This window comes from Streptomyces sp. NPDC100445, from assembly GCF_044759735.1.
Classification (GTDB): domain Bacteria; phylum Actinomycetota; class Actinomycetes; order Streptomycetales; family Streptomycetaceae; genus Streptomyces.
Genome location: NZ_JBIVZV010000002.1, coordinates 130,091 through 147,957, shown reverse-complemented (window position 1 = coordinate 147,957; position 17,867 = coordinate 130,091). Strand labels below are relative to the sequence as shown.

The 17,867-nt window shown below is 72.2% G+C and carries 16 protein-coding genes and 1 tRNA gene; 2 read left to right on the top strand and 15 right to left on the bottom strand.

Going from position 1 to position 17,867, the window contains the following annotated elements; translation table 11 throughout:
- The first annotated feature begins 172 nt into the window (after positions 1-172).
- Positions 173-1,090 (top strand): helix-turn-helix transcriptional regulator, encoded by a 918-nt coding sequence (locus ACIQVT_RS06025; protein ID WP_403748256.1) that lies wholly within the window; start codon positions 173-175, stop codon positions 1,088-1,090.
- Between the two features lie 91 nt (positions 1,091-1,181).
- On the opposite strand, the gene ACIQVT_RS06020 is transcribed toward ACIQVT_RS06025, so the two are convergent.
- The 7 genes from ACIQVT_RS06020 to ACIQVT_RS05990 all read right to left on the bottom strand — a co-directional run bounded on the left by ACIQVT_RS06020 (position 1,182) and on the right by ACIQVT_RS05990 (position 5,709).
- Positions 1,182-1,254 (bottom strand) — tRNA-Ala (locus ACIQVT_RS06020).
- 92 nt (positions 1,255-1,346) lie between these two features.
- A complete protein-coding gene (locus ACIQVT_RS06015) occupies positions 1,347-2,021 on the bottom strand; it encodes a histidine phosphatase family protein (RefSeq protein ID WP_403749693.1) in 675 nt (224 codons plus the stop codon).
- Complete coding sequence (gene rsfS / locus ACIQVT_RS06010) at positions 2,012-2,458, bottom strand: ribosome silencing factor (protein ID WP_403748253.1); 447 nt, start codon at positions 2,456-2,458, stop codon at positions 2,012-2,014. The genes ACIQVT_RS06015 and rsfS overlap by 10 nt, the downstream gene beginning before the upstream one ends.
- Before the next feature lie 112 nt (positions 2,459-2,570).
- Positions 2,571-4,412 (bottom strand): LytR C-terminal domain-containing protein, encoded by a 1,842-nt coding sequence (locus ACIQVT_RS06005; protein WP_403748249.1) that lies wholly within the window; start codon positions 4,410-4,412, stop codon positions 2,571-2,573.
- Positions 4,413-4,428: 16 nt separating this feature from the next.
- Positions 4,429-5,115, bottom strand: coding sequence for a nicotinate-nucleotide adenylyltransferase (nadD, locus tag ACIQVT_RS06000; RefSeq protein WP_403748247.1), 687 nt, complete (start codon positions 5,113-5,115; stop codon positions 4,429-4,431).
- Positions 5,116-5,171: 56 nt separating this feature from the next.
- Complete coding sequence (locus ACIQVT_RS05995; protein WP_403748245.1) at positions 5,172-5,336, bottom strand: hypothetical protein; 165 nt, start codon at positions 5,334-5,336, stop codon at positions 5,172-5,174.
- Between the two features lie 208 nt (positions 5,337-5,544).
- Complete coding sequence (locus ACIQVT_RS05990) at positions 5,545-5,709, bottom strand: hypothetical protein (protein WP_403748243.1); 165 nt, start codon at positions 5,707-5,709, stop codon at positions 5,545-5,547.
- 103 nt (positions 5,710-5,812) lie between these two features.
- Here ACIQVT_RS05990 and ACIQVT_RS05985 point away from each other — a divergent pair, with 103 nt between their 5' ends.
- Positions 5,813-6,901, top strand: a complete 1,089-nt coding sequence (locus tag ACIQVT_RS05985; RefSeq protein WP_403748241.1) for a M48 family metallopeptidase — start codon at positions 5,813-5,815, stop codon at positions 6,899-6,901.
- Between the two features lie 13 nt (positions 6,902-6,914).
- On the opposite strand, the gene ACIQVT_RS05980 is transcribed toward ACIQVT_RS05985, so the two are convergent.
- From ACIQVT_RS05980 to ACIQVT_RS05945, 8 genes are all read right to left on the bottom strand, one after another.
- Positions 6,915-7,985, bottom strand: coding sequence for a hypothetical protein (locus tag ACIQVT_RS05980; protein ID WP_403748239.1), 1,071 nt, complete (start codon positions 7,983-7,985; stop codon positions 6,915-6,917).
- Between the two features lie 87 nt (positions 7,986-8,072).
- Positions 8,073-8,624: a hypothetical protein gene (locus ACIQVT_RS05975; RefSeq protein WP_403748235.1), complete on the bottom strand. Its 552-nt coding sequence runs from the start codon at positions 8,622-8,624 to the stop codon at positions 8,073-8,075.
- 141 nt (positions 8,625-8,765) lie between these two features.
- Complete coding sequence (locus ACIQVT_RS05970; RefSeq protein ID WP_403748232.1) at positions 8,766-10,052, bottom strand: glutamate-5-semialdehyde dehydrogenase; 1,287 nt, start codon at positions 10,050-10,052, stop codon at positions 8,766-8,768.
- Positions 10,053-10,260: 208 nt separating this feature from the next.
- A complete protein-coding gene (locus tag ACIQVT_RS05965; protein ID WP_403748230.1) occupies positions 10,261-10,686 on the bottom strand; it encodes a hypothetical protein in 426 nt (141 codons plus the stop codon).
- A 165-nt stretch (positions 10,687-10,851) separates the two neighbouring features.
- Positions 10,852-11,958: a glutamate 5-kinase gene (proB, locus tag ACIQVT_RS05960; protein WP_403749688.1), complete on the bottom strand. Its 1,107-nt coding sequence runs from the start codon at positions 11,956-11,958 to the stop codon at positions 10,852-10,854.
- Positions 11,959-12,303: 345 nt separating this feature from the next.
- Positions 12,304-13,464, bottom strand: a complete 1,161-nt coding sequence (locus ACIQVT_RS05955; protein WP_403749684.1) for a glycosyltransferase family 2 protein — start codon at positions 13,462-13,464, stop codon at positions 12,304-12,306.
- Between the two features lie 296 nt (positions 13,465-13,760).
- Positions 13,761-15,851 (bottom strand): hypothetical protein, encoded by a 2,091-nt coding sequence (locus ACIQVT_RS05950; RefSeq protein ID WP_403749681.1) that lies wholly within the window; start codon positions 15,849-15,851, stop codon positions 13,761-13,763.
- A 186-nt stretch (positions 15,852-16,037) separates the two neighbouring features.
- Positions 16,038-17,534 carry a D-ribitol-5-phosphate cytidylyltransferase gene (locus tag ACIQVT_RS05945; RefSeq protein WP_403748228.1) on the bottom strand — a complete coding sequence of 499 codons (1,497 nt, stop codon included), beginning with the start codon at positions 17,532-17,534 and terminating at the stop codon, positions 16,038-16,040.
- Positions 17,535-17,867 lie beyond the last annotated feature (333 nt).

Genomic DNA, 17,867 nt, shown 5'->3' with positions numbered 1-17,867 from the left:
ATGCGGGACGGGCTCGGTGCCCGGCCCGGTCCGGGAGGTCGTGGTCATGGCGTCGAGCGTGACGCCGGGCCGGTACGGGTGCCGAGTGCCCGCTGATGCTGGTACCGCCAGCACCTGGCAGGCGCGGGACCGGGCACGAATGATGGGACGCGGACGGACGGGGGCGGGGCGGATGGGGACGAGGACACAACGACGCAGGCCGGAGCTGGCCGCTTTCCTGCGCAGCAGGCGGGCGCGGGTCACACCGGCCGACGTGGGGATGGCGCCGGGGCTGCGGCGGCGGACGCCCGGGCTGCGCCGCGAGGAGGTCGCGCAGCTGTCGGGCGTGGGCGTGACCTGGTACACGTGGCTGGAGCAGGGCCGCCCGATCAACGCCTCGCCGCAGGTGCTGGACGCGGTCGCGCGCACGCTGGGACTGGACACGCCGGAGCGGGAGCACCTGTACCGGCTGGCGGAGGTGCCGTTCCAGGCCGACCCCCAGTGCGTCGCCCAGCGGGTCAGCTCCGAGGTGCAGAGCATTCTCGACGCGCTCGACCCGCTGATGGCGGTGGTCTACAACGCGCGGTACGACGTCCTGGCCACCAACGCGGCCTACCGGGACCTGTTCCTGGTGCCGGACAATCTGAGGACCGGCCTGCCGAACGTGCTGTGGACGCTCTTCACGCTGCCGGAGGGCGTCTGTCCGCTGGTGCGCCGGGAGGAGGAGCTGCCCCTGATGGTGGCGACGCTGCGGTCCTCCTACGGCAGACACGTCGGTGAGCCGGCCTGGGAGGAGTTCATACGCGGGCTCTCGGCGGTCAGCCCCTGGTTCGCCGAGCTGTGGGCGAGCTGCGAGGTGTCGCCGCCGGGGCCCCGGGTGAAGACGTTTCGTCACGCGGCGGTGGGACGGATGCGGATGACCTCGCAGTCGCTGTCCGTGGACGGGATGCCGGAGTGCCGGATCGTGGTCTACACCCCGGTCGACGAGGACGCCCGGGCGAAGATCGCGCTGCTGCGGGAGCGGAGGGAGCGGCTGTGGCCGTCGGCGTCGTCGGAGTCGTCGGCGCACGAGGGCGGGGAGGCGGCGGTGGAGGGAGCGGTCCGCCGCTGAGCGGGGAGAGGCCGGACGCAGAAGATCCCGCCCCCTGGGGGGACGGGATCCTCATCACCGATCTTTGACAACTCAACAGAGTGTCGATCTGTGGAGCTAAGGAGAATTGAACTCCTGACCTCCTGCATGCCATGCAGGCGCTCTACCAACTGAGCTATAGCCCCTGGTGTTCTTCCCGCTCGGCGGGGCGAACAAGAAGAACTTTAGCCTGTGACCAGCCGGAAAGTGAAATCCGGGGGTCGGCGCCGCGGGGCCGTCAGTCGTCGTCACCGAGGACGGGCTCCGGGAGGGTGCCCGCGTTGTGCTCCAGCAGGCGCCAGCCGCGGGCGCCCTCGCCCAGCACGGACCAGCAGCAGTTGGAGAGACCGCCGAGGCTCTCCCAGTGCTGGGACTCAAGGCCGAGGAGGCGGCCGATGGTGGTGCGGATGGTGCCGCCGTGGCTGACGACGACGAGGGTACCGTCCTCGGGGAGCTTCTCGGCGTGGCGCAGCACGACGGGCGCGGCCCGGTCGGCGACCTCGCTCTCCAGCTCGCCACCACCGCGACGCACCGCCTCGCCGCGCTTCCAGGCGGCGTACTCCTCGCCGTGACGGGCGATGATCTCCTCGTGCGTCAGCCCCTGCCAGACGCCCGCGTACGTCTCCCGCAGGCCTTCCTCGCGGGTGACGTCGAGGCCGGTCAGGGCGGCCAGTTCGGCGGCCGTGCGCACGGCTCGCCGCAGGTCCGAGGCGACGATCGCGTCGGGCCGCAGGGAGGCGAGCAGCCGGGCGGCGCGGCGGGCCTGGCCGACGCCGGTCTCGGTCAGCTCGACGTCGGTGGAGCCCTGGAAGCGGCGCTCCACGTTCCAGGAGGTCTGGCCGTGCCGCCACAGGATGATGCGGCGGCCCCGGCTCCCGCGCCGGGTCACCTCACCGGTGGCGCTCACGACCAGTCCTCGCCCGGTTCCCGGTCGGCCTCGGCGGCGCGCTCGCGGGCGTGCTCCTCGCCCTTGCCCCGGGTGGCCCGGGCGTCCTCGGGCAGCTCCAGCTCGGGGCAGTCCTTCCACAGCCTCTCCAGGGCGTAGAAGACGCGCTCCTCGCTGTGCTGGACGTGGACGACGATGTCGACGTAGTCGAGCAGCACCCAGCGGGCCTCGCGGTCGCCCTCGCGGCGGACCGGCTTGGCGCCGAGCTCCTTCGACAGGCGCTCCTCGATCTCGTCGACGATGGCCTTGACCTGGCGGTCGTTGGGCGCGGAGGCGACCAGGAAGGCGTCCGTGATCGACAGCACGTCGCTGACGTCGTAGGCGATGACGTCGTGGGCGAGCTTGTCGGCAGCCGCCTGCGCGGCGGCGTTGATGAGGTGAACAGAACGGTCGGTGGCGGTCACTACGTGGCTTTCCGTCGGCGGACTCTTGACTGCAAGGGTCTCACGGACCGCCCCCCGCACCCCACGTGATGACGGCCTCACGTGGGGTGGCCCGGGCGGGGGCGGTCCGCCGTCAGGAGGTGGAGGGCCGGTAGTCACCGCCGAGCACCACCGAGACGTCGGCGCCGGAGGAGACGGTGCCCCGGCTGACGGAGCCGGCGGGCAGTCCGAGGGTCTTGGCGACCTCGGTGGCGTCCGCCCGGTGGGCGGCGTCGGCGTAGCGCACCGTCGAGGCGGGCCGGGTGCCGGAGGCGCTGCCGCCTTCGAGGAAGGTGAAGCCGCCGTTCAGGAGCACGACACGGGCCTTGTCCGTGTCGTCCTTCACGCCGGTGGCGTTCTGCACGGAGACACGGACCGCGGAGCCCGCGCCGGGGCTCTTGGCGGTGCCGCCGAGGACGTCCTTCACCACGCTGTCGCCGGTGCGGGCGCTGAGTGTGCCGTCGGTGCCCACCGGCAGCAGGGTGGTGCGGTAGGCGCCGTTCTTGGCGAGGTCGGCGAGGCGGGCGAGGAAGGAGCCGAGGTCCTTGTCGGTGAGGGGCGGGTCCAGGATCTGCGCGAGGGTCTGCACCGTGGTGGTGGCCTGGGAGGGGTCGGAGGGCATCTTGCGCAGCACGCCCTGCATCACCTGCCCGAACCGGGCCAGCTGGGCGTCCTGGGACTCGCCCGCCGCCCGGTAGGTGGCGTAGGCGACGGCCGCCTTGCCGCCGAGGGTCTGCTGGTGGCCCTTGTGGACGAGCGGGGCGGTGCCCTTCTTGCCGGCGTCCGGGTCGGGCACGTCGGTGTCGGTGTCGACCTCGATGTTGCCGACGAGTTCGACGAGGTTCTGGAGGTAGGGGGTGTCCAGGCGCCAGCTGCCCTGGATGCTGGTGCCGAGGACGGTGTCCAGCTGGTCCCGGGTGCCGGAGGCGCCGTCGCCGGCCACCGACTTGGCGAGGGTCGTGGTGGAGCCGTCGTCGCCGGTCAGCGCGAGGGCGTTGGGCAGCAGGACGGTGGTGCCCCGCTTGGTGGTGGTGTTGTCGACCAGCAGCGCGGTGGAGGTGCCGCCCTTGCCGGTGTTGTGCAGGTGGACGACGATCACGTCGCGTTTCTGGGCGGCCACGGGGGTGGCGCTGCCGGTTCCGTCGCCGGAGGAGGACTGTCCGGGCAGGTCCCCGGCGTACCAGAGGTAGCCGACGCCGCCGGCCAGGACGAGGGCGAGTACGACGAGGAGCGCGATGATCCGGCCACGGGCGCGCCGGCGGGCCTCCTCGCGGCGCTCGGTGCGGTTCTCGGTGAACTTCAGCCAGTCGATGACGTCCTCGGGGTCACCGTCGGGGCCCTCGGCGAAGGCGAACGGATCGGACGGATCTGAGGGATCTGACGGCTCGGACGGCTCTGTCTCGTGGGGCCGGCCGGTCCGATCGGGCCGGGCCGCATAGTTCGGTCCGCCGGGGTCGCTTCCCCGGTCGCCGTCCGGGCCACCGCCGGCCGGCTCGGCGTCCTCCCGCGAGGAACGCGTGGACTCGGCGGGGCCGGCCTGGTGGGGGATGTAGGCCGTCTGCTCGGCGACCCGGGGCTGCTGTCCGCCGTGCGCCGCCTGCCCGTAGGGGTCGTAGCCCGGCGCGGCCTGGGAGCCGGGGGCGTACGGGTCGTAGGTGCCGTAGGCGTCCTGCGGGGCGTACGGGGCCTGGGACCCGTACGGGTCGTACGCGGGCGCCTGGTGGCCGGGGCCGTGGTCGGGCGCCGGCGGCTGCTGGCCGGTGGCGTAGGGGTCGTGGCCGTAGCCCTGCTGCTGGGCGTACGGGTCGTAGGCCGCCTGCGGAGCCTGCTGCGCCGGGACCTGCCGGTACACGGGCCGGCCGTACTCGTCGTAGCCGACGAGTTCGTACGGGCCGGCGCCGTAGGCCTCGTCCCCCGCGTCGTATCGGTCGTTCACCGGTGCCCCTCTCGGCTCACTCGCCGCGGTACAGCTCGCGCTTGTCGATGTAGCGCACGACTCCGTCCGGCACCATGTACCAGATGGGGTCCCCCTTGGCGACCCGCCCGCGGCAGTCCGTGGAGGAGATGGCGAGCGCCGGTACCTCGACGAGCGAGACACCGCCTTCCGGTAGACCCGGGTTGGTCAGCTGGTGGCCGGGGCGGGTGACGCCGATGAAGTGCGCGAGGGAGAACAGCTCCGCGGAGTCGCGCCAGGTCAGCAGCTGCGCGAGGGCGTCGGCACCGGTGATGAAGAAGAGGTCCGTGTCGGGGTTGAGGGCGCGCAGATCACGCAGGGTGTCCACGGTGTAGGTGGGGCCGCCGCGGTCGATGTCGATGCGGCTGACGGAGAACTGCGGGTTCTCGGCGGTCGCGATGACCGTCATCAGGTAGCGGTCCTCCGCCGGGGAGACGTCACGGTGCGACTTCTGCCACGGCTGGCCGGTGGGGACGAACACCACCTCGTCCATCCGGAACCGCGCGGCGACCTCGCTGGCCGCCACGAGGTGCCCGTGGTGGATCGGGTCGAAGGTTCCGCCCATGACGCCCAGGCGCCGCCTGCCCGTGTGGGCGGGGCCGTTGCCCGGTCCGTGCTGCGGGTGCTTCACCGTGTCGCCGGCCGTCCCGTGCGCCGGACCGGTAGGCATGTCCTGCTCTCCCATGCGTGCAGACCCTACCGGCCCGGCCTGCGGCGTCCGGCCGGGGACGGGTCCGGTGCTCAGCGGTCGCGGTTGAAGCGGGTGGTGATCCACAGCAGGAGGAGCAGGACCACCAGGGCGCCGCCACCGGTGAGGGCCGGGTTCAGGCTGTTGTGGTTCCCGCCGTGCTCCTCGCCCTCGGCGGCGAGGGTGACCAACTGGGCTGCGGCGCTGTGGAAGCTCATCTTCGGCAGGACCTATCGCGTGTGGGCGGAATAAAGATGTCGGCCCATCGTAAGCGGGCGGTCCCGCGTCGCTCACGCCGACTCCGCCGTTGGGACGGCCGGGCACCGGCGGTCCGCCCGCCGGGGCGCGGCACGGGGCTCGCCGCACCTGGCCGGATACGGCTGGTGCCATCGGGCACGGCGGGGCGGCGGGAACTTACGGGGCGTCTCAGTCGTCCTTGTGCTTGTAGCCGCGCAGCAGGAACCAGGCGGTCAGCGCGCAGCCGAGGACCATCACGATCAGGACGACGCGGAGCAGGTTTCCCGTCCCGTGCTGCTGGACGGCTACGGTGGCGGCCTCGGTCAGCCGGGCGGCCGCGGGGTGGTGCTGCATGGGCGGACTCCTTCGGTGTACTGCCCGTCCACGGTATCTCCGCCTAGGCTGGGCCCCGCCTCGGGGGCGCCAAGTGGGCACTCACACGCACATGGGGGAAGACATGTCCGACGACGGCCACCAGCACACGGGGACCGAGCACGTACCGAGCAGGCAGCGCAGGCGTTTCCCGGGGATCTCCTCGCGTGCGTACGAGCATCCGGCCGACCGTTCCGCCCTGGTGGCGCTGCGCAAGCTGACCGGGTTCGACGCGGTGTTCAAGGCGCTGAGCGGGCTGCTGCCGGAGCGGAGCCTGCGGCTGCTGTTCCTGTCCGACTCGGTGCGGGTCTCGGACCGGCAGTTCGCGCACCTGAACGACATGTTGCGGGACGCCTGCTACATCCTGGACCTGGAGAAGGTCCCGCCGATGTACGTCACGCAGGACCCGCAGCCCAACGCGATGTGCATCGGCCTGGACGAGCCGGTCATCGTGGTCACCACGGGGCTGGTGGAGCTGCTCGACGAGGAGGAGATGCGGGCGGTCGTCGGGCACGAGGTGGGGCACGCGCTGTCCGGGCACGCGGTGTACCGCACGATCCTGCTGTTCCTGACGTCGCTCGCGGTGAAGGTCGCCTGGATCCCGCTGGGCAACGTGGCGATCATGGCGATCGTGATGGCGCTGCGGGAGTGGTTCCGCAAGTCGGAGCTGTCCGCCGACCGGGCCGGCCTGCTGGTGGGCCAGGACGTGCGGGCGTCGATGCGGGGCCTGATGAAGATCGCGGGCGGCAACCACCTGCACGAGATGAACGTGGACGCGTTCCTGGAGCAGGCCGAGGAGTACGACTCGGGCGGCGACCTGCGGGACTCCGTGCTGAAGATCCTCAACGTGCTGCCCCGTTCGCACCCGTTCACCACCGTGCGGGCCGCCGAGCTGAAGAAGTGGGCCGAGTCCCGGGAGCACCAGCGCATCCTGGACGGCCACTACCCGCGCCGCGACGAGGACAAGGACGCCTCCGTCGGCGACTCCTTCCGTGAGTCGGCGGCCAGCTACGCCGGGGACATGAAGGACTCCAGGGACCCACTGATGAAACTGGTCTCGGACCTCGCGGGCGGTGCGGGCGACCTGGGCGGCCGGGTCCGGCGGGGCTTCGACGGCTTCCGCAGCCCGCCGCCCGCCAAGGGGGACACCGCGAGCGCGGACGGGGAGGCGTAGGACGCCCGCGCGCTCACACCGTGGGCTGGACGCCCCGGGACAGCGTTCCGCACAGGACCGGCGGTCGGTCCGTCTCGTAGGGGTCGGTGCCCGCGGGGCCGCCGGCGCGGGCGGTCTGGCCGGCGAGGAGGGGCCGGAGGTAGGACGTGGAGTCCTCGGCACAGGCCAGGGGGCCCGCCTGGACGTAGGACGCGGCCAGCTGGACCTGGTGGGTGCGCAGGTCGGTGCGGTCGAAGCGGAAGGTCAGCTCGCGGCGGACCGTGAACAGGGAGACGGGGGCACCGGCGGCGGCACCGGTGGGCCGTAGGGCGTAGACGAAGGTGTGGTCGGCGGTGACCTCCAGCGTCGCCGGGTCGGTCTCGGCGGCCGACAGGCTGCCCTGCACGCGGACCCGGTCGTCGGCGAGCCGGGCGCGGGCCGGGTCGAGGCGGACCACCCAGCCGGTGGGGGCGTGCCGGCCGTCCGCGGCGGGCCGGTCGAAGCTGCGGTCGAACTGGTCGAGCTGGTCGGCGTCGAGCAGGGCGCGGGCGGGGCTGGTCTCGCGGCCGGTGAGCACCTCGGGGTAGAGCGAGGAGCGGACCAGGTAGTCCTTGGCGGTGGTGAGCGCGGCCACCACCTGGCTGCCGGAGAAGTGGGCCGTGGCCCGGGAGGCGGGCAGGGGTATGCCCTCGGCGCCGGTGTCGAAGTGGGCGGCGGGGCTGCGCGCGTACATCCGCTCGGGGTCGGCGGCGCCGGGCACCTTGCCCTGCGGGGCGAGCGGGACGACCGTCATCCGCAGGGGTTCCGGGGGACGTCGGGCCTGCGCGGAGCCGGTGGAGTGGCGGACGCCCAGGTAGACCGCGGTGCCGAAGGCGACGGCGACCAGCACGACGAGGACCATGACCTGCCGGGTGAGCCCGCGGTGCAGGGGCGGGCGACGGCGCACGGCGGGCGCGTGGTCGGCCATCCGCTCCTCGGCGGAGGACTCCTGGAGGCGGGCAGCCCGGACGAACGACTCGTCGAACACGACGGATCGGTATTCGTCCTCGGCGCCGGAGGAGCCGCCCTCGGGTGTCCCCTCCGGGGGGTCTCCACGCCCGCCCATACTTTCAGGGTAGGTCTCGCGGGGCGCCGGTAAACGCCCTGCTACGGGACAACTTCTGACAGGGTCTCACCGGGGTCGGGGGTCCGGTCAGGGGGAGCGCGGGCCGGCCGGGACCGGTGGCCGGGAGACGCCGGCGGGCACGGAGGGAGCGGCCGCGCTGCCCTGTTCCCGGCCGGTCGAGGCGGGGGCGGGCATCCGGTCCCGGGTGCCCGGGGAGCTGCCCCGGTAGACGGCGGCGAAAGCCAGGGCGATCATGCCGATGCCCATCACGAGGGCGAGGATCCAGGCCACCGGGCGGTGCCAGCGGACGTGCCCCCCGAAGGCACCGTAGGGGCCGCGGTGACCGCCGAGGACGTAGGTGTCGTCCAGTTCGGAGTCGTCCGGATCTTGGCCGAATCCGGTGTCCCCGGGACCGTAGCCGTCACCGAGGCGTTCGCCCCGGGCGTGGGCGCGGCGGGCCTCGGCCTCCGAGGCCTCGGCCCGGGCCTGGGCGGCGGCCAGGAGGCGTTCGACGGCGGACGGCTCGTGCACGGTGGCCGCCCGCACGAAAGCCTCGTCGAGGACCACGGAGGCGAACTCGTCGTCCGGCACCCCGTGGTCGTGGTCGTCGTCGGGCTCCCAGCCGTCAGGGAACGGCATGCCCCCCACGTCCTCCGGCACGCATCCAGAGTAGACCTGGGAGGTCGGTTTGGGCAGACGGTACGGACTTCCGCCCACCCGGCGGGAGGTCTTTTCGGACACCCCTGCGATGCCGCCGGGCGGACGGTGTGACGGGTGCGGTCAGCGGCGTACGTGCCCGTCACCGGTGACGATGTACTTGGTGCTGGTCAGCTCCGGCAGACCCATCGGGCCGCGGGCGTGCAGCTTCTGGGTGGAGATGCCGATCTCGGCGCCGAACCCGAACTGGCCCCCGTCGGTGAAGCGGGTGGAGGCGTTCACCGCGACGGTGGTGGAGTCGACCAGCTGGGTGAAGCGGCGGGCCGCCTGCTGGGAGGTGGTGACGATGGCCTCGGTGTGGCCGGAGGTCCACAGCCGGATGTGCTCGACGGCCTTGTCCAGGGAGTCGACGACGGCGGCGGCGATGTCGTGGGACAGGTACTCCGTCTCCCAGTCCTCGGGGGTCGCCTCGACGACGGTGGCCCGGGAGTCCTTCGCGTACGCCATGACCCGCTCGTCGGCGTGGACGGTGACACCGGCGTCGGCGAGGGCGTCCAGGGCGCGCGGCAGGAACTCGGCGGCGATGTCCTGGTGGACGAGGAGGGTCTCGGCGGCGTTGCAGACGCTGACCCGCTGGGCCTTTGAGTTGACCAGGATCTCGACGGCCGTGCCGATGTCGGCCAGGGCGTCCACGTAGACGTGGCAGTTGCCGGTGCCGGTCTCGATCACGGGCACGGTGGACTCGTTGACGACCGTCCGGATCAGGGAGGCGCCGCCGCGCGGGATGAGGACGTCGACCAGACCGCGGGCGCGCATCAGCTCGCGCACGGAGTCACGGCTCTCCCCCGGCACCAGCTGGACGGCGTCGGCGGGCAGTCCCGCACCGCCGACGGCGTCACGGATCACGCGGACGAGGGCGGTGTTGGACGCGTAGGCCGAGCCGGAGCCGCGCAGCAGGACGGCGTTGCCGGACTTCAGGCAGAGGGCGGCGGCGTCGACGGTGACGTTCGGGCGGGCCTCGTAGATGATGCCGACGACGCCGAGCGGGACGCGGACCTGGCGCAGGTCGATGCCGTTGGGGAGGGTGGAACCGCGGACGACCTCGCCGACCGGGTCGGGCAGCTTGGCGACGTCACGGACGTCGGAGGCGATGGCGCGGATCCGCTCGGGCGTGAGGGTGAGCCGGTCCACGATGGCCTCGCTGGTGCCGGCCTCCCGGGCCTTGGCCACGTCCTCGGCGTTGGCCTCGACGATCTCGGCGGTCCGGACCTCCAGGGCGTCGGCGATGGCGAGCAGCGCGTCGTCCTTCACGGCGCGCGGGAGCGGCGCGAGGTCGGCGGCGGCGGCCTTGGCCCGGTAGGCGGCCTGGGTGACCGGGGACATCGAGTCGTACGGCGAGAGCGTGGTCATGGGGGAAGGGTAGTGCGCGCGGCGCGGCCGTTCAGTGGCTGTCCCACACGACGAGACACCATGAGACAGCGGGAAGGGGGGGTGGCCCCGCCGGGGCGCCGTGCCAAGCCCGGTCCACCGCCCGCCCGCCCGGTCCACCGTCTGCCCGGATCGCCGGCTGCCCGGATCGCCGTATCCCTCGATTCGCCGGATCCCTCGGATCGCCGGATCAGAACGGGTGCACGCCGACCGGTGTCGCGGGGGCGGGGCCGTAGCCCTCGGCGATGCGGTGGTGGTAGGTCTCGCGGTCGATGACCTCCAGGCCGACGATCTCCCAGGGCGGCAGCCCGGCGCTCTGGCGGTGCTCACCCCACAGACGCAGTGCCACGGCGGCGGCGTCGTGCAGGTCGCGGGCCTCCTCCCAGTACCGGATCTCGGCGTGATCGGTCGCGTATCTGCTGGTGAGGAGGAAGGGGTGGTCGTGGGCGAGCTGTTCCAGGGCCCGCCTCAGCTCGGGCAGCGGGACCTCCCCGCCGGAGACGCTGAGGGTGACGTGCCACAGCCGGGGCAGGTCCTTGGGCTCCTCATAGGTGTCCCCGACCGCGACGCTCGTCAGAGCACCGCGGGACGCCGTCCCAGGGCGCGCTCGTCTCACGACGGCCTCCTTCACGCATGCCTCGCCTGCCGTGCGGAACGTGTCCCCTCAACATGTCCCCGGGACAAAGTTGAGCAGGCCGCACGCCCGCGCGTGGGGGTTTTACGGAACGTCCCCCACCGGGGTCGGTCCGCGTGGTCCGCCGTCCGAGCGGTCTTGCGAGCGTCACCCGTGCAGGAGCACCAGGTCGTCCCTGTGTACGACCTCGCGTTCGTACGCCGGGCCCAGGTCTCGCGCCAGCTCGCGGGTCGAACGCCCGAGCAGCCGGGGGATCTCCTTGGCGTCGAAGTTGACGAGGCCACGGGCCACCGCCCGGCCCGTCGCGTCCCGCAGCTCGACGGGGTCACCGGCGTTGAAGTCGCCCTCCACGGCGGCGATCCCGGCCGGCAGCAAGGAGGTGCGCCGCCGTACGACCGCGTCCACCGCCCCGTCGTCCAGGACGAGGGCGCCCTGCGGGGTGGAGGCGTGCTGGAGCCAGAGGAGGCGGTCGGCGGAGCGTTTGCCGGTGGGGTGGAAGTAGGTGCCGGTGTCGCCGCCGGCGAGGGCGTCGGCGGCGTGGACGGCGTTGGTCAGCACCACCGGGATGCCCGCGGCGGCGGCGATGCGGGCCGCCTCGACCTTGGTGACCATGCCGCCGGTGCCGACGCCGGCCCGGCCCGTGCTGCCGATCTCGACGCCGGCGAGGTCCTCCGGGCCCCTGACCTGCGCTATCCGGGACGTGCCGGGTTTGCCGGGGTCACCGTCGTAGACGCCGTCGACGTCGGAGAGCAGCACCAGGAGGTCGGCGTGGACGAGGTGGGCGACGAGGGCGGCGAGGCGGTCGTTGTCACCGAAGCGGATCTCGTCGGTGGCGACGGTGTCGTTCTCGTTGACGACCGGGACGGCGCCCATCGCGAGCAGCTTGTCCAGGGTGCGGGACGCGTTGCGGTGGTGGGCGCGGCGGCTCATGTCGTCGCTGGTGAGCAGGACCTGGCCGACGCGGACGCCGTAGCGGGCGAAGGAGGCGGTGTAGCGGGCGACGAGCAGGCCCTGGCCGACGCTGGCCGCGGCCTGCTGGCGGGCGAGGTCCTTGGGGCGGCGGCGCAGGCCCAGCGGGGCGAGGCCGGCGGCGATGGCGCCGGAGGAGACCAGGACGATCTCCTTCTCCCCGCCGCCGCGCATCTTGGCGAGGACGTCCACCAGGGCGTCGACGCGGTCGGCGTCCAGGCCGCCCGCGGCGGTCGTCAGCGACGAGGAGCCCACCTTGACGACGATCCTGCGGGCCTCGCCCACGGCCTGCCTTGCCCTTGCCACGTGCTGTCTCCACTTCCTCGCGCGTGGCAGCAATCTACGCGAACGGAACCCCCGCACGTCCGACGGTCCGCTGCGCGGACAGCGCCCGACCCGGGGCGGGCCGGGGACGGAGCGGACGTGGGGCCCCGCGGTCGGGCCGAAGCCACGCCACCGCCCGGACCTGACCACTGTCCCGGACCCGACCGGTCGGGCGCCGTGGGACCGATCGGCACCCGTGCAACCGGCCCGGCGCCGGCGGTATCGGCCGCCCTGACCCGGCCGGGCCGGGGCCGGGACGGGCGCGGCCGGGGCCGGGGCCGTGTCAGGGGTGGTCGGGGGTGGCCGTCAGGCCGCTGCTGCGCCGAAGCCCTTGCTCGGGAGCATGCGGCGGATCTTGCGCAGAGCCCGGCGCGGGAAGGAGTTGGCGGCGGCCTCGCGGTAGCCCTCGAAGGCGCGGGCCTCGCGGGCGTCGGCGAGGTACATCTCGTCGGGGATGCCGGCCTTCGGGGACCGGAAGTGCGGATAGACGAGGTAGAGGCGGGTGCCGCGCTTCTCCAGGACGGCGGCGGCCTGCTTCTTGGCCTTGACGAACTTGACGACGTCCAGCAGCAGGTCGGCCCGCTGCATGGCGACCAGGTGCAGCCGCAGCCGTTCATGGACCTTCAGCCGGCGGGCCACGCCGGGCGTCCAGTAGGCCTCCATCAGCGGCTCGGCCAGCTCGAACTTGTGCCGCCTGACCTCTTCGTCGTCGGTCAGGAACTTGGGGCCGAACTGCGGCAGCAGGGTGATGAGGAACGGCCGGACCATGAGGAGGTCGCGTCTGTCGCCGGCCGGGACCATGTCGGCGATCAGCTTCATCAGGGCGCGCGCGGAGTCGAAGCGCAGCGCGTAGCCGCCGGTCTTGGTGACGTGCTTGCCGTCGTCGCGACCGACCAGGTAGTAGCAGGTGTAGTCGGCGACGACGGAGACGCCGTCCGCCCGCAGGTAGGCCTCCAGCGTGAAGACGGCGTCCTCACCGGTCCACAGCGACTCGTCGAACCGCATGCCGTGCCGGTCGAGCAGGGCGCGGCGGAACAGCTTCTGCGCGCTCAGCGTGAACTTGATGTTCGAGGAGAACACGTCGGTCCGGTCGAGCGTCTGGCCCCACATGGACTTCGGCGCGGTGCGGTTGACGCCCTCGACCCGGCCGAGGACGACGTCGGTGCCGTTCTTGTCGGCCATGGCGACCATGCGTTCCAGCGCCTCGGGGCCGAGCCGGTCGTCGGCGTCGAGGAAGAACACGTAGCGTCCGGTCGCCTTGGCCAGGCCGACGTTGCGCGGGCCGCTGGGGCCGCCGGAGTTCTCCTGGCGGATCACGGTGACCGGTATCGGCACGCGGGCCGCGAACTCCTCCAGGCACTCCCCCGTGCCGTCCGTCGAGCCGTCGTCGACGGCGATGACCTCCATCCGCCCCGGGTCGATGGTCTGCGCCTCGACGGATGCCAGGCACTCGACCAGGTACGGCATTGCTTCGTACGCCCCGATGATCACGCTCACATCAGGCTGCGTCACGACGGTCACACTTCCCCCTAGTCACGGAATTTTTCCCCCGAATCGCCTCAATCGCAAACAGTTAGACGGGCACCCAGGGCAAGCGGTTGCCCCACCCAGGGTGATGAGTGCCGCACATCACAGGACACTATGCCGACGCGGTAAGAGCCGTTCGGCTTCGGTTAAGAGCCGTGCGGCTCCGGTTAAGAGCCGGGCAAGACGAGGGCCCCCGAGGCGTGTGCCTCGGGGGCCCGGTGGGGCTGCGGGGGCGGTCAGCCCGCGTTCACGCCGTCCGTGTCGCCGGCCGACGCGGCGCGCTGGCCCGGCAGCGCGTTGGTCAGCTCGGCGGACTCGGCCGGGTCGGCGTTGGCAGCGCCGAGCCGGGACTCCTGGCCGACGTTGCGGGCCTCGGCCTTGAGGGCCAGGTCGCCGACCGCGGCGTTGAACTGGTCGATCGACTTCGGCTCGTCCGGGCCGAGCAGGTACTGCTTCAGCTCGGTGCGGGCGTCCGCGAGCGGGTCGGCGGCCGGGTCGCGCACGGCGTCCAGCAGACCGCCCAGTTCGGCGGCGCTGTTGGTCAGGACGACCGCGGCGCGCACGGCCGTGTTCTGCCGCCTGAACTCCTCGGCGCCCAGTTCGCCGGAGTCGGTGACGGCGTAGGGCTTGCCGCTGGCGATGAAGTCGGAGACCACGGAGGAGATGTCCGAGACCATCGCGTCGGAGACGTTGAAGCAGTCGTACAGGCGCGGCTGGGCGCCGGTGATGACGCGGTGCTCGTAGGACGGGAAGGAGCGCCAGTAGGCGGTGTTCCACTCGGCGCGCAGCCGGGCGATCTCCTCGTGCCGCCGCACGTCCACGATGCCGTCGCGGCTGGCCACGGCCTCGTCGCCCTTGGTGCCGCCGGCGGCGGCCAGCTCGGCGAGCCGGGCCTCGACACGGGCCAGTTCGGCCCTGGCCGCGGCGACGGCGGCGGTGTCGACGGTGAACCGGGGGTCGGCGGCACGCTCGGCGGCGGACTTCTCGACCAGGGCCATGATGCGCTGGTGGGCGGCCTTGGCGTCCTTGCTGACGGTGCCGGTGAACGGGTGCGGCTTGTACAGGACGCGGACCGGCGGGTCGGCGGTGACCAGCCGGGTCACGATGTTCTCGCCGGCGAGCACGATGGAGGTGTTGCCGGGGTTGCCGTCCCAGCCCTCCCAGGTGGGGGCGTACAGCACGGTCGGGATGCGGTCGCCGGGCACGCCCTGCCAGGGGCGGATGGGGGCGAGCTGCGGGCGGCCGACCTCGACGATGTCGTCGTCGCGGACGCCGACGTCGGCGATGGCGTAGCGGTCGCGGCCGGCGCGGCCGGCGGTCCACACCTCGTCGTACACCTTGCTGTACGGGTTGACGCTGGCCAGCTTGTCGCTGTCGCCGTGGCCGATGAAGACGTGCTTCATGGTGGGCACGCGCAGCAGGTGGATGTTCTTGCCGACGTTGGCCGCGTAGAGCGCGACGCGCACGGTGGACAGGTCCAGGTTCATCAGGTGCACCCCTCCGGGCACGCAGATGACGGGGACCGTGGTGGGCGCGAGGTTGTTCAGGATGGCGCGCTCGCGCAGGATGATCAGCGGCCGGGTGTCGAGCTGCTCCATCGTCTCCAGCCACATGTTGACCTGGTACGCGGAGTCGCGGGAGCCGGAGAAGTACAGGACGGTCTCGGGCCGGTAGGCGGCCAGCCAGTCGTCGACGGCGGCGAGGACGACGTCGGCCTTCGGCGGGGTCTTCGCGCCGCGCACGTACGGCACCAGCACGAGGACGTACAGGCAGCCGAGGCCGGCGGTGAGGCCGACGCCGGTGAAGCCGGCGACGGCGGAGCCCGCCTCGGCGGAGACCAGGATGCCGGCGACCGCGAACAGGTCGAGGTGCAGCATCTTCTCGGCGGAGCGGTGCAGCAGGCGGCGCGGCGGGGCGTCCGGGATGCGGATGCGCGACTTCAGGTCGACGTTGCGGGTGGCGACCGGCATCCGGCGGCGGTTGCGGATCAGGGTGACCAGCGCGCCGTGCGGGGCCTGGAGGCCGTAGAAGGCGATGAAGCAGGCGACCGCGCCGTAGAAGATCAGGTCGTCGGAGAGGGACAGCCGGGCCAGCAGCAGGACCAGCAGCAGCTGGCGGATCAGGAAGCGGATCGACAGGCCCGCCCTGACCTTGCTGAGACGGTTGACCAGGTAGCTGCCCTTGCGGTGCAGATAGTGGTCCGCCAGGTACGTCACGGCGGCCAGGGCCGCGAAGGCGGGAACGCTCGGGACGAGCGCGGCCAGCATGAGGGCCGGGAAGCCCAGCATCACGAGGGCCGCCGCTGCCAGCTCGGCCGCGCTGCCCACCCGGGCGACGCGAATAGCGGTGGATATCACGGAGAACCTGCTCTGGGAGGGGAGAGTGCCGGTTTTGTTCTGAAATGCCGGGAGATGCCGGTGAATTGTGCGGTACGGACACAGGCCCCTGCGAATACCCGGTGAACGGGCACCCACAGAGGCCTGAATTCCGAAAAGCTTAATTACCCTCGATTATTACACGCCGTCCTGACGGTCCAGCACCGAGGCCAGCGCCTGCTCGAAGCCGGAGGCCCGGGCGGCGCCCGCGGTCGGGTCCTGCTGGCGGACGTCGATGACGTGGCCGGTCAGCTCCGACAGCAGCACGTCCAGCGAGGTGCGCGCCACGGCCTCGGAGGACAACAGCGAGCCCGAGGGCTCCTGGCCGAAGGCCTTGGTGCGCATCGGGGTGGCGGTGCGCTCGGGGTTGATGCAGTTCACGCGGATGCCGTCGCCGGCCCACTCGTCGGACAGCGCCTGGGTGAGGTTCACCATGGCGGCCTTGGTGGAGGAGTAGAGGGAGTACTCGGCGCGGCCGCGGGTGTAGCTGCTGGAGGTGTAGAGCAGCAGCTGGCCCTTGGTCTCGGACAGGTACTTGTAGGAGGAGCGCGCGATCTGCACCGGGGCCAGGTAGTTGACCTTCAGCGCCTCCTCGATGGTGGCGTTGTCGGTCTCGGCGAGCTTGCCGATGCGCAGCACGCCCGCGGTGTTGACGACGTAGTCGATCCGGCCGGTCTCGGCGTAGGCCTTGGACAGCGCGTCGTCGACCTCCTCCGGGTTCTCCACGTGGGTGCCGGTGGTGGAGCGGCCGAGCGCGTAGACGTGCGCGCCGTAGGACCCGGCGAGTTCGGCGATGTCCTTGCCGATGCCGTAGGAGCCGCCGAAGATGACGACCGTCTTGCCGGTCAGCAGCTCGCGGTAGGCCTCCTCGCCGTTCTGCTCGGGCGCGGCGGTGGAGGCGAGCTGGAACAGCTTGTCGGCGATGAAGACGTCGACCGGCTGGGTCACCTTCATGTTGTACTCGTCGCCCGCGACGACGTGGATCGGGACGTCGGGCAGGTACCTGAGGACCACCGAGCAGTCGTCGGTGGCCTGGAAGTTGGGGTCACCGGCGGCGACCTGGTAGGCGCGGCGGATCGTGGACAGCTTGAAGGCCTGCGGGGTTTGGCCGCGGCGCAGCCGGGAGCGGTCCGGGATCTCGGTGATGAACTCGCCGTCCTCGCCGTGGGTGCGGGTGACGATGATGGTGTCCGCGGACGGGATGGCGACGTCCACGGCCTGGTAGCGCTCCAGCGCGGCCACGCAGTCGTCGATGACGCGCTGCGAGAGCAGGGGGCGCACCGCGTCGTGGAAGAGGACGTTGCGGTCCTCGCCCTCGGCCAGGCCCTCGCCGAGGGCGCTGATGGCGCGCTCGGTGGTCTCGTTCCGGGTCGCGCCGCCCTCGATGACCTTCTTCACCTTGGTGAAGCCCGCCTTGGCGACGATCTTCTCGACGTCCGGCACATAGCCCGGGGCCATCAGCACGATGATGTCGTCGATCGAGTCGGCGTTCTCGAAGGTGGTCAGGGTGTGCTCGATGACTGCCTTGCCGGCGATCTTCAGCAGCTGCTTGGGGATCGACAGACCCACCCGCTGACCGGTGCCACCGGCCAGGATGACTGCGGTGGTACGGGGCTTGGCTATGTGCTGGGACACAGGTGACCTACCTTGGGGCGACAGGGAACCGTGAAATGGTCCCACTTCGGGTAACCGCAGTGCAAGGTGAGCGACCTCCTACGCATATGTGCGCGCCATCTGTCATTCACCTTGCACCCCCGGTGATTGAGCGCGGCCACTGTGAACCCCCGTGAATTTGCTGTGAGTAAGTCCACAGGTGGGCCGGGCGAGGTGTTCGGTGCCGACGCGGCCGCTCGGGACGACGGTACCCGGGTACCCGCGCCGTCCCGCCGCACGGCCCCCCGGAGCGATCCCCGAGCGGTCGGCCCGGGGGTCGGCCGGGCCCGCACGCGGTCCTCGAATACGGCACGG

Bases quoted from the DNA above. Each gene is read 5' to 3' on its own strand.
- ACIQVT_RS06025 (WP_403748256.1), top strand. From the start codon at position 173: ATGGGGACGAGGACACAACGACGCAGGCCGGAGCTGGCCGCTTTCCTG.
- nadD (WP_403748247.1), bottom strand. From the start codon at position 5,115: ATGGGAGAGCAGGACATGCCTACCGGTCCGGCGCACGGGACGGCCGGC.
- ACIQVT_RS05995 (WP_403748245.1), bottom strand. From the start codon at position 5,336: ATGAGCTTCCACAGCGCCGCAGCCCAGTTGGTCACCCTCGCCGCCGAG.
- ACIQVT_RS05990 (WP_403748243.1), bottom strand. From the start codon at position 5,709: ATGCAGCACCACCCCGCGGCCGCCCGGCTGACCGAGGCCGCCACCGTA.
- ACIQVT_RS05985 (WP_403748241.1), top strand. From the start codon at position 5,813: ATGTCCGACGACGGCCACCAGCACACGGGGACCGAGCACGTACCGAGC.
- ACIQVT_RS05980 (WP_403748239.1), bottom strand. From the start codon at position 7,985: ATGGGCGGGCGTGGAGACCCCCCGGAGGGGACACCCGAGGGCGGCTCC.
- ACIQVT_RS05975 (WP_403748235.1), bottom strand. From the start codon at position 8,624: ATGCCGTTCCCTGACGGCTGGGAGCCCGACGACGACCACGACCACGGG.
- ACIQVT_RS05970 (WP_403748232.1), bottom strand. From the start codon at position 10,052: ATGACCACGCTCTCGCCGTACGACTCGATGTCCCCGGTCACCCAGGCC.
- ACIQVT_RS05955 (WP_403749684.1), bottom strand. From the start codon at position 13,464: ATGCCGTACCTGGTCGAGTGCCTGGCATCCGTCGAGGCGCAGACCATC.